General features: G+C 70.5%; 16 protein-coding genes. 9 read left to right on the top strand and 7 right to left on the bottom strand.

What is annotated here, in order from left to right:
* Window positions 1-232 precede the first annotated feature (232 nt).
* The 4 genes from QF035_RS28070 to QF035_RS28055 all read left to right on the top strand — a co-directional run bounded on the left by QF035_RS28070 (window position 233) and on the right by QF035_RS28055 (window position 5665).
* Window positions 233-1711, top strand: coding sequence for a VCBS repeat-containing protein (locus tag QF035_RS28070; RefSeq protein WP_307523346.1), 1479 nt, complete (start codon window positions 233-235; stop codon window positions 1709-1711).
* Between the two features lie 85 nt (window positions 1712-1796).
* Complete coding sequence (locus QF035_RS28065) at window positions 1797-3254, top strand: FG-GAP-like repeat-containing protein (RefSeq protein WP_307523345.1); 1458 nt, start codon at window positions 1797-1799, stop codon at window positions 3252-3254.
* 186 nt (window positions 3255-3440) lie between these two features.
* Window positions 3441-4901 carry an FG-GAP-like repeat-containing protein gene (locus tag QF035_RS28060; protein WP_307523344.1) on the top strand — a complete coding sequence of 487 codons (1461 nt, stop codon included), beginning with the start codon at window positions 3441-3443 and terminating at the stop codon, window positions 4899-4901.
* 98 nt (window positions 4902-4999) lie between these two features.
* Entirely contained in the window at window positions 5000-5665 is a 666-nt protein-coding gene (locus tag QF035_RS28055) for a VOC family protein (RefSeq protein WP_307523343.1), read from the top strand.
* Window positions 5666-5732: 67 nt separating this feature from the next.
* On the opposite strand, the gene QF035_RS28050 is transcribed toward QF035_RS28055, so the two are convergent.
* Together QF035_RS28050 and QF035_RS28045 are read right to left on the bottom strand one after the other, a co-directional pair.
* Window positions 5733-5978 (bottom strand): DUF397 domain-containing protein, encoded by a 246-nt coding sequence (locus tag QF035_RS28050; protein ID WP_307523342.1) that lies wholly within the window; start codon window positions 5976-5978, stop codon window positions 5733-5735.
* 11 nt (window positions 5979-5989) lie between these two features.
* Window positions 5990-6832: a helix-turn-helix domain-containing protein gene (locus QF035_RS28045; RefSeq protein ID WP_307523341.1), complete on the bottom strand. Its 843-nt coding sequence runs from the start codon at window positions 6830-6832 to the stop codon at window positions 5990-5992.
* Between the two features lie 193 nt (window positions 6833-7025).
* Here QF035_RS28045 and QF035_RS28040 point away from each other — a divergent pair, with 193 nt between their 5' ends.
* The 4 genes from QF035_RS28040 to QF035_RS28025 all read left to right on the top strand — a co-directional run bounded on the left by QF035_RS28040 (window position 7026) and on the right by QF035_RS28025 (window position 10539).
* Entirely contained in the window at window positions 7026-7418 is a 393-nt protein-coding gene (locus QF035_RS28040) for an ATP-binding protein (protein ID WP_307523340.1), read from the top strand.
* A 59-nt stretch (window positions 7419-7477) separates the two neighbouring features.
* Window positions 7478-7873, top strand: coding sequence for a nuclear transport factor 2 family protein (locus QF035_RS28035; RefSeq protein ID WP_307523339.1), 396 nt, complete (start codon window positions 7478-7480; stop codon window positions 7871-7873).
* 138 nt (window positions 7874-8011) lie between these two features.
* The gene (locus tag QF035_RS28030) at window positions 8012-9466 is read left to right on the top strand and encodes an FG-GAP repeat protein (protein WP_307523338.1); all 1455 of its coding nucleotides are present in this window, start codon (window positions 8012-8014) and stop codon (window positions 9464-9466) included.
* A 59-nt stretch (window positions 9467-9525) separates the two neighbouring features.
* Window positions 9526-10539 (top strand): Yip1 family protein, encoded by a 1014-nt coding sequence (locus QF035_RS28025; RefSeq protein WP_307523337.1) that lies wholly within the window; start codon window positions 9526-9528, stop codon window positions 10537-10539.
* Window positions 10540-10731: 192 nt separating this feature from the next.
* On the opposite strand, the gene QF035_RS28020 is transcribed toward QF035_RS28025, so the two are convergent.
* The gene (locus tag QF035_RS28020; protein ID WP_307531469.1) at window positions 10732-12129 is read right to left on the bottom strand and encodes an FAD-binding oxidoreductase; all 1398 of its coding nucleotides are present in this window, start codon (window positions 12127-12129) and stop codon (window positions 10732-10734) included.
* 191 nt (window positions 12130-12320) lie between these two features.
* On the opposite strand from QF035_RS28020, the gene QF035_RS28015 reads away from it, so the two are divergent.
* Window positions 12321-13517, top strand: coding sequence for a sulfite oxidase (locus QF035_RS28015; RefSeq protein ID WP_307523336.1), 1197 nt, complete (start codon window positions 12321-12323; stop codon window positions 13515-13517).
* Here QF035_RS28015 and QF035_RS28010 read toward each other — a convergent pair.
* The 4 genes from QF035_RS28010 to dcd all read right to left on the bottom strand — a co-directional run bounded on the left by QF035_RS28010 (window position 13408) and on the right by dcd (window position 16427).
* Entirely contained in the window at window positions 13408-14151 is a 744-nt protein-coding gene (locus tag QF035_RS28010) for a hypothetical protein (RefSeq protein WP_307523335.1), read from the bottom strand. The two genes, QF035_RS28015 and QF035_RS28010, sit on opposite strands and share 110 nt — an antisense overlap.
* Window positions 14152-14168: 17 nt before the next feature.
* Window positions 14169-15116: a hypothetical protein gene (locus tag QF035_RS28005; protein WP_444968455.1), complete on the bottom strand. Its 948-nt coding sequence runs from the start codon at window positions 15114-15116 to the stop codon at window positions 14169-14171.
* A gap of 208 nt (window positions 15117-15324) precedes the next feature.
* Window positions 15325-15840: a phosphoribosyltransferase gene (locus QF035_RS28000; protein WP_373466736.1), complete on the bottom strand. Its 516-nt coding sequence runs from the start codon at window positions 15838-15840 to the stop codon at window positions 15325-15327.
* Between the two features lie 11 nt (window positions 15841-15851).
* Window positions 15852-16427 carry a dCTP deaminase gene (gene dcd / locus QF035_RS27995; RefSeq protein ID WP_143640041.1) on the bottom strand — a complete coding sequence of 192 codons (576 nt, stop codon included), beginning with the start codon at window positions 16425-16427 and terminating at the stop codon, window positions 15852-15854.
* Window positions 16428-16550 lie beyond the last annotated feature (123 nt).

Below are 16550 nucleotides of genomic sequence, written 5' to 3'. Positions count from 1 at the left end.
TGTGGCTGGTCGCGCAGTTCCCCGCGCCCCTAAAAGCCAAGAGGAACCCCCTGCCTCGCAAGTAACTCAAGAAAACTCCCGCCACACGTACAACCCTGTCCCCTCCCCGTAGGTCTTCTGATCGCCAACCGCCCGTAAAGCCCAGGCGAACTCCGGGCGAATGCGAGTGGTACGCACCCCATTGACTGCGGGCGCCCGCCAGGCGTCCCCGCATGCAGCAGGAGAATCCCGCATGCACAAGCATCTTCGACTCACCCTCGCGACGGCCTCCGTTGCCGCGCTGACGGGGGGTCTGCTCACCTTCTCGGCGGTGACGGCCACGGCCGCCGACTCGACGACCGTGCCGCACGCCGACTTCAACGGCGACGGCGTCGGCGACGTGGCCTTCTCGGCCGCGGGCGCCTATGTGAACGGCCGCAAGACCGCAGGCCAGCTCGTCACCCTCTACGGCACCGCCACCGGAGTGTCCTCCGCCAAGCGGTCTACCCTCAGCCAGGACAGCGCCGGTGTCCCCGGCACCGCCGAGACCGCTGACGCCTTCAGCGCGGAGACCGCGTACGCCGACTTCAACGGTGACGGATACGACGACCTCGCCGTGTCCTCCCCGTCCGAGAAGGTCGGCAGCGACACCAACGGCGGCACTCTCGCCGTGCTGTGGGGCTCCGCGAGCGGTCTGACCGGCAAGGGCGTCACCGTCGCCGACCCGGCCGTCTCCGCGCACGACTACTGGGGCAAGAACCTCGCCGCCGGCGACTTCGACGGCGACGGCACGGCCGACCTGGCCGTCGGCAACTCCTCCAGCACGGTCTACGTCTACAAGGGCGGCATCAGCGCGTCCGGTACCGCCGTGGGCGGCCGGTACACGCTCAAGCCCCCGATCCAGTCGGGCGGCGACGCCCGTGGCCCGATCAACCTCACCGCGGGCGACGTCAACGGCGACAAGAAGACCGACCTGGTCGTCGACGGCTTCGAGACCGGGACCGACTACGGCTGGGCCAGGAACTACTTCGTGCCCGGCGCCGCGAGCGGCCTCTCGATCTCCTCGGCGCAGATCGTGAAGGCCGGCGCGATCACCGCGATCGGCGACGTCAACGGCGACGGTTTCGGCGACATCGTCTCCGGCGCGTACTGGGAAAACACGTTGAGCGACGGCACGACGGTCCCGGACTCGGCCTTCGGCGGCAAGGTGAACGTCACCTACGGCACCGCCGACGGTCCGGGCGCGACCACGGGCATCACCCAGAACACCGGCAACGTCCCCGGCACGTCGGAGAAGAACGACTTCTTCGGCTACGACCTGGACCTCGGTGACATCAACGGCGACGGCTACCAGGACATCGTCGTCGGCTCCGCCGGCGAGGACCTGAACAGCATCACGGACACGGGCGCGGTCACCGTCCTGTACGGCTCGGCGAACGGCCTCGACACCGCTTCCGGCACCCAGTACTTCGCGCAGAGCACGGCGGGTGTGCCCGGCAGCGACGAGACGAACGACGCGCTCGGCGCGGACGCGAAGCTCGACGACGTCAACGGCGACGGCCGGGCCGACCTGCTGGTCGGCTCGTACGAGAACGCGAACAACGGCGCGGTGCTGTACATGCCGTCGAACGGCACGAAGATCACCACGTCCGGCTCGCGGTCCGTCTCGCCGAGCAGCGCGGGTGTGTCGACGACCGGCACCCCGGCGTTCGGCGTCAACTTCGCCGACTGAGCGCGTCCCGTCCCTCATTCACGATCCGGCGGGCCCCGCACCACACAGGTGCGGGGCCCGTCGTCCCCACTACCGGAGACCTCCCTTGCGCAAGCGCACGCTCCTCCTGGCCACGACGCTCACCAGCGCCCTCACCACCGGGCTCCTGATCGCCCTCCCCGTCACCGCCTCCGCCGCCCCCGCGGGCCTGAAGGGCGACTTCAACGGCGACGGCTTCGGTGACGTGGCCTTCGCCGCGCCGTACGCCAAGGTCGGCGACCAGGTCATGGCCGGGTACGTGGCCGTCGTCTACGGCAGCGCGACCGGCCTCGACCCGGCCAACCACACGGTGATCGACCAGAGTTCGGCCGGTGTGCCCGGCACCCCGGAAGCCGAGGACACCTTCGGTTCGGCGCTCGCGGTCGACGACTTCGACGGTGACGGCTACGCGGACCTCGCGGTCGGCGCGTCCGGCGAGGACGTCGAGAGCGACGTCGACGGCGGCACGGTCGCCGTGCTGTGGGGCGGCGCGAGCGGCGTCGCGAACGGTACGACGGTGAAGGACCCGGCGGCCACCACGCACGACGAGTTCGGCCGCGTCCTGACGGCGGGCGACTTCGACGGCGACGGCAAGGCCGACCTGGCCGTGGGCACCACCGCCTCGCACGCGTACGTCGTCAAGGGCGGCTTCACCCGCTCCGGCACGACCGGCGCCGCCCAGCGGATCGCGCTGCCCGAGACCACCCCGTACGGTGCCGACGCGATCAAGGCCGGTGACACGAACGGCGACGGGAAGGCCGACCTCGTGCTGACGTACCGGACCGAGCTGACCGGGGACGGCCCCAACAGCTGGTCCAAGGGGGTCGCCTACCTGGGCACGTCCGCCGGCCTGGAGACCTCCGTGCCGCGCGGTCTGGGCGGTGGCACGTCCATCGCGATCGGCGACATCGACGGCGACGGTTACGGCGAGATCGCCCTCGGCAACGTCTTCACCGCGGAGGACGACCACTCCGGCAGCCTCGGCGGCAGGGTGACGGTGATCCGCGGTTCGGCGGGCGGCCCGGTCAACGGCGACGCGCCCATGGCCGAACTCACCCAGGACTCCCCGGGCGTGCCCGGCGCGGACGAGGAGCGCGACGGCTTCGGCAGCGCGCTGTCCATCGGTGACGTGAACGGCGACGGCTACGGCGAACTGGCCATCGGCGTCATCTTCGAGGACATCGACACGATCGAGGACACCGGCTCCACGGTCCTCCTCCAGGGCTCGGCGGACGGCGTCTCCGAGACCGGCGGCCGCACCCTCTCCCAGGCCTCCTCGGGCGTCCCGGGCAGTGCCGAGGCCATGGACTACTTCGGCTCCGACGTCCTCCTGACCGACGTCACGGCCGACGGCAAGGCCGACTACACGGTCTCCGCGTCCTTCGAGGGCGAGGGCGTCGGCGCGGTCACCGCGATGCTCTCCGACGGCACGGGCATCTCCCCGAACGGCGACCGCGGCTTCGGCCCCGGCGCGTTCAACCTGCCGTACACGTACGGCGCGTTCGGTGCCGGCCTCACCAACTGATCCGGAGCACTCCCTCACCGTCGAACCGGGCCCGGCACCTCCCAGGTGCCGGGGCCCGGTTTGCGCCTCTACGTCCCCTTGAACACACCGAAAACACCAGCCACAGAAATTCACCAAACTTCCGTACAACCGTTCCCCCATCTCCAAAGGTCTCCTTTGAGTCAACCGCCCACTTTTGGAGTCCTCTTGCGAAAGCGCACCTGCCTCCTGGCTGCCACCCTGCTCGTTTCCGGCCTGACCCCGCTCGCCCTGGCCGCCCCGGCCTCCGCGGCCGCCGCCAAGTACGTCGACGACTTCAACGGCGACGGTTACCGCGACCTCGCCGTCGGTGATCGCGGTGCCAAGGTCGGTGAGGCGCAGAACGCGGGTGCGGTCGTCGTCATATGGGGCACGGCAAAGGGCCTGGACCCCTCCAGACGCACGGTCGTCACCCAGGACAGCCCGGGCATCCCCGGCGCGGCGGAGTCGAACGACTACTTCGGTACGGACGTCACGACGGCCGACCTGAACAAGGACGGGTACGCGGACGTCGTCGCCACCGCGGTCGGCGAGACCAACGACGGCCGCTCCGGAGCGTTCACCGTGCTGTGGGGCTCCAAGTCCGGCCTCACCCGCGGCAGTTCGTACATGAACCCCCTCTACAAGGACCGCGCCTTCGCCAAGGACATCGCGGTCGGCGACTTCAACGCGGACGGCAAGCCCGACGTGGTCGCCGTCGACTCCGAGAACATCCTGTTCATGCGCGGCCCCTTCACCACGTCCGGCTCCCACGGCAAGGTGACCGACTTCGACCCGCGCGGCGGCGAGGAGATCACTCCGGAGACGGTGGTCGCCGGAAAGGTCACCAAGGACGGAACCGTCGACTTCGCCGTCCTCGGCAGTGAATGGGACACGGCCGTCGGGGCGTTCAGGGACACAGTCTGGTTCTACAAGGGAGGCTCCGGCGCCCCGAAGCGGACCAAGACCGTCAAGCTCCCCTCCTCCACCACCCTCGTGTCGAGCGGCGCCGCGATCGCCGACTTCGACAAGAACGGGTACGGCGACCTGGCGATCGGTGCCGAACGCGCGGGCACCGGCGGCGCCGTGTACGTCCTGCCCGGCACCTCGACGGGCCCCAGCAGCTCGGTGAGGACCATCACCCAGGCAACGTCCGGCGTGCCCGGCACCCCGGAGACCGGCGACGACTTCGGCGGCGACGTCTCCGCCGCCGACACCAACGGCGACGGCTACGCCGACCTTGCCGTGGGCACCCCGGGCGAGATCATCGCCGCGGAGACGTCCGCCGACGCGGGCGTGTCCGTCAGGGCGGGCGGCCCGCCGCCCCGCATGGCCGCCGGCGCGGTCACCGTCCTGCGCGGCAGCGCGTCCGGCCTCACCGGCAAGAACTCCCGCGCCTACGACTACAACACCGCGGGCATCGAGGGCGAACCCGGCGAGCGGGCCGCGTTCGGCCACTCGGTCAGCCTCCGTGACTACACCCGCGACGGCCGCGCCGAACTGCTCGCCGCGGCCCCGTCGACGCCGCAGCGCCTCCACCTCCTGCCGGGCACCTCGTCGGGCCCCACGGGCACCGGCTCCCAGGTCCTCACCCTCGCGAGCCTGGGCCAGACCGCTCTGACCAACTTCTGGGCCGAGCTGGCGGATTAAGCGGGATCAACCGTGAACTGACCGTCCACACCGGCCGCGCCGCGGTTACCCTCGGGGAGTCATCAAGTTTGACTACCGTGACTACCCGAGGGAGCCGCATGGCCAACGAGGTAACCATCCCCCTGCTGCCCTGCCGGTCGATCGACGAGATCACCGAGTTCTACGGCAAGTTGGGCTTCACCACGACCTATCGGCAGACCCGCCCGAACCCCTACGTCAGCGTCCAACGCGAGGACCTCCAACTGCATTTCGCCGGGATCGAGGGCTTCGACCCGGAGCAGTCGTACGGCTCGTGCGTGGTGATCGTCCCCGACACCGGGGCCATCCACCAGGCCTTCGCCGAGGCCATGCGGGCCGCCTTCGGCAAGGTCCTCGTGTCCGGCATCCCGCGGATGACCAGCCCCCGCCGGCGCAAGAACACCGGCAAGCGGTCCGGCTTCAGCGTCGTCGACCCGGGCGGCAACTGGATCCGCTTCTTCCCGGCGACGGAGGACAAGGACGTACCGGACGAGTCCTCGTACCCCACGGGCAGGCTCACCAAGGCCCTGGAGAACGCCGTCGTCCTCGGCGACTCCAAGGGCGACGCCCACCAGGCCGCCCGCATCCTCGACTCGACCCTGACCCGCGAGCGGGAGTCCGCCCACTGCGTCGAGTTGGTCGAGGCCCTCGTCTACCGCGCGGAACTGGCCCTCCGCCTGGACGACGCGCCCCGGGCGCGCGCCCTGCTGACCGAGGTCGGCGGGGTCCCGCTGGGGGATGGCTAGCGCGATCGCCTCACCAACACCCTTGCTGTGGCGCGGGAGTTGGAGGGAGCCCTGCCGCCTACGGGCCTTACGGGCGAAGGTGCCGTATGAGGGCGGCGAGCCCGGCGCCGGTGGCGGCTATGACGGTGTCGGGCTCATCGCTTTCGCGGAGGAGGAGGGTGCGGGTGCTCTGACGGGCGGCTACCTCAACACAGTTGGGCGCGTCTTCAGGGCCGGAGTACGACGACTTCTGCCAGGTGGCCATCTCAACGCAGTTGGGTGCGTCCTCTCCGTCAGAGAAGGACGACTTCTGCCACTGTATGACCGGTGTCATTGCGGGTCCCCTCAGATGTGCTGCGCGAGCCGGTGGATGAAGTCTCTCGACTCTACGACCCCCAGCGCGGCGCTCTCCACGGAGTTGATCACCCGTCGATACAGGCGCAGTTGCACCTCCGCGTCCATGAACGTCCCGGCGTGCAGGTGGTCCAGCAGGATGGTGTCCAACTGGGGGACAGGGCCGCCCGCCAGGAGCACGGGTGTGCCGATCATCGTGAACCCGTCCACATCGAACGGCACTACACGCACGGTGACTTGGGGACGTTCGGACTGCTCAAGGATGTGAAGCAGTTGCCGTTGAGCCACCTTGCGGTCGGCCCACCGGACGCGGAGCGCCGCCTCATGGACGACCACCTCGTAGTCGGCTTCTTCGAGTACCGCCTGGCGGCGCAGGCGGAACGCGACACGCGCCTCGATCCGTTCCTCGCTGAGCGTGGTCCCCGGAGAGGCGTACGCCGCCCGCACCTGCTCCTCGGTCTGCAGCAGGCCGGGAATGTGCACGTTCTCGAATGACCTCAAGTGCGTGGCGTGATGCTCCAGTTCCGCCAAGTCCAGGAAGCTGGGCGGAAGTTGCTCCCGGTACCCGGCCCACCAACCATGCACACGCTCGGTCGCCATGGCCGCCAGTGACTCCACCAGCGCGGCGTCATCACACGCGTACTCACTGGCCCAGTGCCGCACGCGCTCGGCGCTCACCCCTACCCGGGCGGTCTCCGTGGCGGAGAGCCTGCTCTCCGCAATCCCCAACGCCCGTGCCGCCTCCCGGCCGCTGAGCCCCGCTCGCTCCCGGAGCTTGCGCAGCTCCGCGCCGAGCCGCTCCTGGCGTGCCGTGATGATGCTCCTAGCTGGCATGTACCCGTTCCCTCCGGGGAGTTGAGGTCCCCCAGTATCCCCGTTCGGCTTGACGGGCATCAATTTAACCCCATACCGTCAGTGACGAAGAAGCCACTCAACGGAGCGGAAGTGCGTCCCCCCGCCACGCCATGCCGGGCCAGACAGAGCCACCGCCCCGACGCCCCCCCACCACTCCCCACCAGGAGACCGCATGCCCATGCCCGCACCCTGGGAGTACACGCTCTACATCCCCCACGACCCCCGAGCCGTAGGCATCTGCCGCCGCGCCCTCCGCGACATCCTCACCAGCCACCACCTCCCCGCCCTCGTCGAACCGGCGGAGCTGCTCGCCTCCGAACTCCTCAGGAACGCCATCCGGCACACCGAGGGCCCCGGCGGCCCTGAAACTCAGACGGGCGGGACCTCGTTCCGGCTCGGCACATGGGACACGGACCCCGCCCCGCCGACCGAGAAGCCCGAGGACGACGAGACGGGCCGCGGCCTGCGGATCGTGCACGCGTACGCCGACGACTGGGGCTGGTTCCAGGTCAACGGCACGGCGGGCAAGTACGTCTGGTGCGAACTCGGCACAAAAACCCAATAACGCGGGATAATCACAATGTCGGCCATAAGACGCCAAGCAACAGAAAGGCGGCGATCACGATGGCTGAACACCCGAACGCAATGCTCGTCCGCAAGGGCTATGACGCTTTCACCAGGGGTGACATGGACACCCTGCGCGGCATGATGGCATCGGACTGTACGCACCACGTCCCCGGCAGTCACATGCTCTCCGGCGACTACAAAGGACAGGACTCGATCATCGAGCTGTACGGCCGGCTCTACGAGGAGACGGGCGGGACCTTCAGCGTCGATCTGAGCCACATACTCGTCGACGGCCGGGGCCACGCGGTCTCCATGCACCGCTACACGGCCGAGCGCAACGGCAAGCGGATCGAGCAGAACGGCTGCCTCATCTTCCGGATCGTCGGGGACAAGTTCACCGACATCGACGAATGCCAGGAGGACATGGAGAAGGAGGCCGAGTTCTGGGCCTGACGCCCCACCGAACACGCACGCCCGAGCGAACACGCACGCGGCAACGAACGCGTACGGGGCCACAACCCCTGACGACCTCCAGGTGTCACACAGGTGAACCGCAGTTCCCGGTCACCCGGTCACCACCCTGGAGCCCCCGTGCACATACGGACGTACGCAATCGCCGCCACCTTCGCCGCGGCGGTCACCGCGGGCCTGACACTCGCGCCCACCGCGGCCGCGGGCCAACCCTCCCCCACCACAAGCGACTTCAACGGCGACGGCTACGCGGATCTCGCCGTCGGCGTCCCCGACGGAGCCGTCGGGGGCAAGGCGAAGGCCGGGTACGTCAACGTCGTGTGGGGCGGTCCGAAGGGGCTCGGCTCCCGCGGCAGCATCCGGGTCAGCCAGTCCACGGCCGAAGTGCCCGGCTCTCCGGAGGCGGGCGACCGGTTCGGCGCCTCCGTGGTGCTGGAGGACCTCAACGGCGACGGCATCGCGGAGCTGCTCGCCGGCGCCCCCGGCGAGGACGTCACCGACCGTGGCGTGGACGCGGGCATGGTCACCGTCGTGGGCGGCGCGAGGGGCGGCCCGAGCCACGGGTCCACTGCCCTCACCGGCCCCGCGGCGTCGGCGGCGTACGGCGGGTCGGTCGCGGCGGCCGACCTGACCGGGGACGGCAGCCGGGACATCGTGATCGGCGGCCGGGACAGAGTCGTGCTGCGGACCGCCGACGGCATCCTCACCACCGTCCTCGACGCTCCCATGGGCGGCCGCGCCCCGATCCTCGCCACCGGCGACTTCACCTCCGACGGCACGGCGGACCTGGCGCTGGCGTACTGGACGGTCGACGCCCCGTTCACGCAGTCGCACGTACGGCTGTGGGCCTGGGACGCGGCGGAGGAGGGCATGGCCAACACCTGGAACACCGACAACGCCGGTGTCTCGGCCCTCGCCGCCGGGGACTTCGACGGGGACGGCAACGACGACCTGGCCCTCGGCGAGTGCCGCGAGATCGCCGACGAGAACATCGACGACCCGTGCGGCCCGGAGGAGTACGCGAAGGGCGGCGGCATCCACGTCCACTACGGCAGCGGCCCGGACGGCTCCTTCGGCCAGCGCGCGCAGACCCTCGACCAGGACACGGTCGGCGTGCCGGGCGTCGCCGAGACCGGTGACCGCTTCGGCGCCTCCCTGGCCGTCGCGGACGTGAACGGCGACGGCCGCGACGACCTGCTCGCGGGCGCCCCCGGCGAGGCGATCGGCACCCAGGCGGGCGCGGGCGCCGCGACCCTCCTGTTCGGCGGCGCGACCGGCCTGGTCGACGCCTCCGGCGAGGGCCACGCCGTCTCGTACCAGCAGGACACCCCGCGCGTCCCCGGCGTCGCGGAGGCGGGCGACGCCTTCGGTGCCGCCGTCGCGGCCGGTGACTACGATCACGACGGCAGGGCGGACATCGCGGTCGGCTCCCCCGGCGAGAACGCGAGGTCCGGCGGTGTGTGGGTGCTCCCCCGCGCGAGCGCCGACGGCTCCTACACGGTCACGCCCGCCAAGCTCGGCCTCCCGGCCGTGGCCGGCGGACTCGCGTACGGCCAAACCCTGAGCAGCCACTAAAAGTCCCCGAAAATATCCCCGAAGAACCCATGAAGGTCCCCTGGGAAGTCCCTTAGGGGATGTCACAGCTCAGCAGCAAAGCCGGGCCCGTTGCCCCGGGCCCGGCACGTCACTGTGCGGGACCAGGTACGTTCGATTACGTGGCTGGATTCAGGATCGGACGCGGCCGGGACAACCGCACGCAGCAGGCGCACCCGCAACAACAGGCGCGGCAGCAGCCTTACGGACAGCAGGCCCCCCAGGGCGGCCCGTCGTACGGCTATCCCCCCGCGCCTCAGCCGTACCCGCAGCAGCATCAGCAGCCGCGGTACGGCAATGGCGGCGGTGGCGGTGGCAACGGGCCGCAGCAGTGGCCCCAGGCGAACGGGCACGGTGAGCCGGAGTACTTCGGCGACCACGACCATCACGGTCAGGGCCCGGATCCGTACGCGGCGAACCAGCCGGGTCACACCACGGCGTTCTCCGTCGGCGAGGACCCGTACAACCCGGGCGGGACGTATCGCGCGGGCCAGACGACCGCGCCCCCGGTGGGCCCGCGGCTGCACTGGAAGGAACTGCTGACGGGCGTCATCATGCGCCCGAACCAGACCTTCCTTCAGATGCGCGACTACACGATGTGGGCCCCGGCCCTCATCGTGACGTTCCTCTACGGTCTGCTGGCGGTCTTCGGCTTCGACGGCGCCCGCGCGGACGTCATAAACGCCACCCTGTCGAACGCGGTGCCCATCGTCCTGACGACGTCGATCGCGATCGTCCTCAGCGCGTTCATCCTGGGCGTGGTCACGCACACCCTCGCCCGCCAGCTCGGCGGTGACGGCGCCTGGCAGCCCACGGTCGGCCTCTCCATGCTGATCATGTCGCTGACGGACGCGCCACGCCTGGTCGTCGCGATGTTCGCGGGCGGCGACGCGCCGTTCGTGCAGCTGCTGGGCTGGGCGACCTGGGTCGGGGCCGGCGTGCTCTTCACGCTGATGGTCAAGAAGTCGCACGACCTGCCGTGGCCCAAGGCCCTGGGAGCGTCGGCGATCCAGCTGATCGCCCTGCTGTCGATCATCAAGCTCGGTACGTTCTAGGGCCTGCCCGACGGGCCCTAGGGCCTGTCTGACAATTCCCGTCGTCGCCCGGAGGGCGGCCTCGCGGCGTCAGGTGCGTGCTCTCGGCGTGCCGGGCGTAGAGCCTCGTACTGGACGTACTTGGCTCTGCGCCCGGTGCGGCGAGAGTGCGTGCATGGCGTCGCGAGGCAGACGGGAATTGTCAGACAGGCCCTAGGCGTCGCCCTGGGGCCAGTGCGCCGGCTCGATGTTCTGGTTGGCGTGGAAGAGGTTGTGCGGGTCGTAGGTCCGCTTCACCTCGGCGAGCCGGTCGTAGTGGTCGCGGTAGGTGGCCCTGACCCGCTCCTGACCCTCACCCGGCCCGATGAAGTTCACGTACGCACCGCCCATCGAGTACGGGTGCAGCTCCTCCCGGTAGTCCGTGCACCACTGCTTGATGAGCCCGGCGTTGTCCGGGTCCGGGTCGATGCCCGCGAAGACGCCCGACCAGACGGCGTCGCGGTAGGCCCACGCCGTGTCGAAGGAGCCGACCCGGGAGGCGGCGCCGTCGACCGGGTAGAGGTGCATGGTCGACAGGTCGGTGGGGAGGTTCTCGCCGTACTTGAGGTGGATGTCGACTGCCTCGTCGGTGATCCGGTCGAAGAAGTCACCGCTCCAGTACCACTGCAGACCCTTCGGGATCAGTTCGTCGAACATGGTCTGCAGCGCCGGGTACGGCATCGGGCTGGTGAAGTGGAAGGCCGGCCGCCCGGCGTCGTTCACCACCGCGAGCGTCTCGTCCAGCAGCGCCAGGTCACCGGTCCAGCACCACACGACGGCGCACATCCTGTGCCCGTGCAGCTCCTCGGGGAACGGCGGCCCGGGCGGCACGGCGAGCACCGCGTAGAAGCCGTTCAGGTCCTCGGGCGCCTGCGGCAGGAACTCCCGGTACCAGCGCAGCACTTCACGCGTGTGGTCCACCGGCCAGACCGTGATGCCGACGCCCACGGAGTGCAGCGGGTGCAGCCGGTAGGTGAAGGACGTGACGATCCCGAAGTTCCCGCCTCCGCCGCGCAGCGCCCAGAAGAGGTCCGGGTACGAGGTCTCGCTCGCCGTGACGAAGCTGCCGTCGGCGAGAACGACGTCCGCGGAGATCAGGTTGTCCACCGTCAGCCCGTACTTGCGGGTGAGGTGACCGTGTCCGCCGCCGAGGGTCAGTCCGCCGACGCCCGTCGTCGACATGATCCCGGCGGGGGTGGCGAGGCCGAAGGCGTGCGCCGCGTGGTCCAGGTCGCCGAGCAGGCTGCCGCCGCCGACCTGCGCGGTCTTCGCGACCGGGTCGACCCGTACCCAGCGCATCGGTGACAGGTCGAGGGTGACACCGCCGTCCACCAGGCACAGTCCCGGGCCGCTGTGCCCGCCGCCGCGCACGGCGAGTTCGAGCCCGTGGTCGCGGACGAAGTCGACCGCGTTCATCACGTCCCCGGCGTCCGCGCACCGCACGAAGGCGGCCGGCCGCCGGTCGATCATCGCGTTGTAGATCGACCGGGCCTCGTCGTACGCCGAATCCTCGGGCGCGATGACCGGCCCGCGCAGTCCGGTCCGCATCGCCTCAAGGGTCGTGCCGTCCATGCCGCCGCCGCTGCTGCCGGTGCTGCCGCCCATGACGATCGCTCTCCTCCGCGAGGCCCGGTAGGTACGGTCCGTCCGCGATCGCACGTTTCATCCGCCCCAGGGCCGATATGTACAGGGTCTCGCCGCTCGGTACGACTGGCAATCGCGAGCGGGGTGCCCGGGCGGGGCGAGGGGAGCACCATGGAGCCATGGACGGCGTCACGAACGGACGTACTTTCCGGAACGGTTCACTGGCCGAGGTCAGCACACCGGGCCGCGTGGCCGGACCCGACGAGGACATCAGCCAGGAGGAGCTGGGCCTCGCGGCCCGCAACCACGGCCTCCTCCTGGAGGCGCTGCGCCACGACGTGACCCCGCCGGGCCTGCACTACGTACTGGTCCACTACGACATTCCCTACGTCCCGCCCGCCGAGGCCGACACCTGGACGCTCACGGTGGGCGGTCTGGTCCGGGAGCCCCTGGTCCTGGACCTGTCCGCCCTGTACTCCCTGCCGCCCGTCACCCACCGCGTGACCATGGAGTGCGCGGGCAACGGCCGGGCCCGCCTCACCCCGCGCCCCGTGAGCCAGCCCTGGCTGGTCGAGGCGGTCGGCACGGCGGACTGGACCGGCGTACCCCTGCGGACGCTGCTCGCCGAGGCCGGGGTCGAGCCGGACGCCGTCGAGGCGGTCTTCACGGGAGCGGACCACGGCGTGGAACGCGGCGTCGAGCAGGACTACCGCCGCAGCCTGACGCTCAAGGACGCCACGGCCGCCGACCGGGAGGTCCTGGTGGCGTACGAGATGAACGGCGCCCCGCTGCCACCGCAGCACGGGCACCCGCTGCGTCTGGTGGTCCCCGGCTGGTACGGCATGGCGCATGTGAAGTGGCTGCGGGACATCACGCTCACCGGCACCCCGTTCACGGGCTTCCAGCAGTCGGTCGCGTACCGCTTCCGCCAGTCCCCCGACGAGCCCGGCGACCCGGTCACCCGCATCGCCCCGCGCGCCCTGATGGTCCCGCCCGGCTTCCCGGACTTCATGTCCCGCACGAGGGTCGTACGCCCCGGTCCACTGCGGCTGGAGGGCCGCGCCTGGTCGGGCCACGCCCCGGTGACGAAGGTCGAGGTCAGCACGGACGACGGCGGCTCCTGGCAGGAGGCGGAACTCGACCCGCCGGACGGCCGCCCCGGCCACGCCTGGTCCTGGCGCCACTGGGAGGCACACTGGACGGCGACCCCCGGCACCCATGTCCTGACGGCCCGGGCCACGGACGCCGCGGGCAACACCCAGCCGGTCACGCAGCCCTGGAACCGGGGAGGCTTCGGAAACAACCTGGTACAACGGATTCCCGTACTGTGCGCGGAGGTTGACGGGTCGTCATCCACACACTCCCGCCCGGCGTGACGCAGACCGCACGCGGCCGGCGGAACCCGAGCGGCCGCAGCTGGTCCCCGTGACAGGCGGAGAGCGTGACCGCGACGGCGGTACCGCCCTCCTCGTCGACGGCACGCAGCCCCGGTGCCAGCAGGTCGGCGGCCACGGTGTGGTCCCAGGCGCTCGTGTCGTCCAGCGCGCCGACGACGGCCACCTTCCAGTGCGACTCGTCGGGCGCCGCCTTCTTGAGGCCGGCCGACGGGAACGGATGCTCCTGCGGGCCGAGGCCGAGCTCGCGGGAGAGCAGGCCGCTGAATCGCCGGTCGGGCGGCTCGGCACCGGGGCTGGGAGGCAGCCAGACGGCGGCCGCGAGCAGCGTGCCGTCCTCACGCTCGGCCACCCACACCTGACCGTCCTCCAGGGCGTGATGGGCCAGCATCAGCCGCATGGCACGGCGGGCCCGGTCCCAGTCGACCGGAGTGGCCTCCGGGTGCTGCGGGACGTCCGGGACGGCTCCGGTGTCGGTCGGGGCGATCAGGCGGGCCACGGCCGGTACGTCCACGAGTCCCGCCGCGCGCACGGTCGTCCGGGGCCGCAGCGGAAGGGGCTTCGCCATGGTCGTGGCCCTGGCCGCGGTGGCGGCCGTGATGGTGGTCATGGTCATGTCCGGTGTTCTCCTTCTCAGACGGTCCGGCTCGTGCCGGTGAGTTCGACGGTGACGGGGCGGACCCGCGCGACGGACGGGAGCCCGGCGCGGAGGAGGCGGGTGGGGCGCGGCAGGCGCGGCCGGTCACGGGTGGGGGCGGAGGCACGCCGGCCGGGACGGTCCTGGTGGGACTGAGGACGGCTGAGGAGGATCACGCCCCGGGCGGCCGCCACGGCACCGGCGAGGGCGATCAGGGTGCCCGTCGTCCCGTACTGGAAGCCCTCCCCGAGCAGGCTGATGCCGATGACGGACGCCGCGACCGGGTTGACGAGGGTGAGCAGGGCCAGCGGACCGCCGAGGCCACTGCGGTACGCCTTCTGGGAGAGCAGCAGCCCGCCCGAGGCGAACGCGACGGTGAGCACCGCGACCACCACCACGCTCCAGGACAGCGTCGGCCCGACGGCGAGCTTCTGCGCCAGCGTGGAGCCGACCCCGGAGGCGATACCGGAGGCCGCGGCGAAGGCGAGACCGCCGAGACCGGAGCGTACGAGCACGGCGATGACGACGAAGGCGACGAGCGCGACCCCAATCACCTCACCGGTCCCCAGGGTGTCGTCCGGCGCGTGCCCCGCCGCGGTGGCGACGAGCAACGCGGTCAGCCCGACGAGGGTCAGGGCCATGCCGCGCCACTGCGTACCGGAGGTCCGCCGCCGGGCGACCAGTGACCCCAGCGGCACCGCCACCACAAGGGTCAGCGCCCCGAGCGGCTGCACCAGGGTCAGCGGCCCGTACCGCAGCGCGACCACATGCAGCAGCGCGCCGGAGGCGTTGAGCCCGACGGCCCCCCACCACGAGCCGCGGGCGAGCGTGCCCCGCAGATCGGCCGTACCGGCCGCGGTCCGCTCCTGAACCACGGCGGCCGCCGCGTAACAGAACGCGGAGACCAGGGAGAGCGCGAGGGCGACAACCACCGGACTGCTCATCATCGTGCCCCTCCCTGCGATCGCGATCGATACGAAACGGTTTCGTACACGAACGCTACGGGGGCCACTAGCGAAACGCAAGCGTTTTTTTAACGGCAGGAATACCGCACAAAAAACGCGCCCCATAAGGGGCGCGGGGAACTGCGCGACCAGCCGCAACGGGCCCGCAGCCAAAACGGGCACCCCAGCGGAGCGCGAACGTGGAACGTCAGGCGTCGAGAACCTGGCCGGCCCTCTTCACCACAGGCGGCTCAACACTCCAAGGAAAGTTGATCCACTCATCCGTCCGCTTCCACACGTACTCGCACTTCACGAGCGACTGCGACTTCTCGTAGATGACGGCGGACCGCACCTCCGCAACGGCGTCGACGCAGAAGTCGTACACGAGCTTCAACGTCTTGCCGGTGTCGGCGACGTCGTCCGTGATCAGCACCTTCTTGTCAGAGAAGTCGATGGCGTTGGGCACGGGCGCGAGCATGACCGGCATGTCCAGCGTGGTCCCCACGCCCGTGTAGAACTCCACGTTCACCAGGTGGATGTTCTTGCAGTCGAGGGCGTAGGCGAGCCCGCCGGCGACGAAGACACCGCCGCGGGCGATGCTGAGCACGATGTCGGGCTCGTACCCGTCGTCGGCGATGGTCTGGGCGAGCTCGCGGACGGCAAGGCCGAAACGTTCGTAGCTGAGGTTCTCGCGCACGCCGGTCGCGTCACTCATGTCGCTCATGTCTCCGCCACTCACACCTGGGTCCGATGGAAGTTGAGGAAGGAGCGTGAGGCGGTCGGCCCGCGCTGCCCCTGGTAGCGGGACCCGTACCGGTCGCTGCCGTACGGGAACTCGGCCGACGAGCTGAGCTGGAACAGGCACAGCTGTCCGATCTTCATGCCCGGCCAGAGCTTGATGGGGAGGGTCGCGAGGTTGGACAGCTCAAGGGTCACGTGCCCCGAGAAGCCGGGGTCGATGAACCCGGCGGTGGAGTGCGTGACGAGCCCGAGCCGCCCGAGCGAACTCTTGCCTTCGAGCCGGGACGCCAGGTCGTCGGGAAGCGTGATGACCTCGTACGTCGACGCGAGGACGAACTCCCCCGGGTGGAGGATGAACGGCTCGTCCCCCTCGGGCTCGACGAGCCGCGTGAGATCCGCCTGCTCGATGGACGGATCGATATGGGGATAGCGGTGGTTCTCGAACACCCGGAAGTAGCGGTCGAGCCGCACGTCGACGCTCGACGGCTGCACCATGGATTCGTCGTAGGGATCGATCCGTACGCGCCCGGCGTCGATCTCGGCCCGGATGTCCTTGTCAGAGAGAAGCACGCCCCGAGGATACGCAGAGCGCCCGGGCCCGCCACAATCCGGTGATCGTGGCGGGCCCGGGCGATCGAGAACGAGGCGAACGCGCGGTACCCGGCACTGCGTACCGCGCGCTCCATGCACTCA

The organism is Streptomyces umbrinus, assembly GCF_030817415.1.
In the GTDB taxonomy this organism is placed as follows: domain Bacteria; phylum Actinomycetota; class Actinomycetes; order Streptomycetales; family Streptomycetaceae; genus Streptomyces; species Streptomyces umbrinus_A.
The sequence above is the reverse complement of the archived record's forward strand: the minus strand, read 5'-3'. Positions and strand labels throughout refer to the sequence as shown.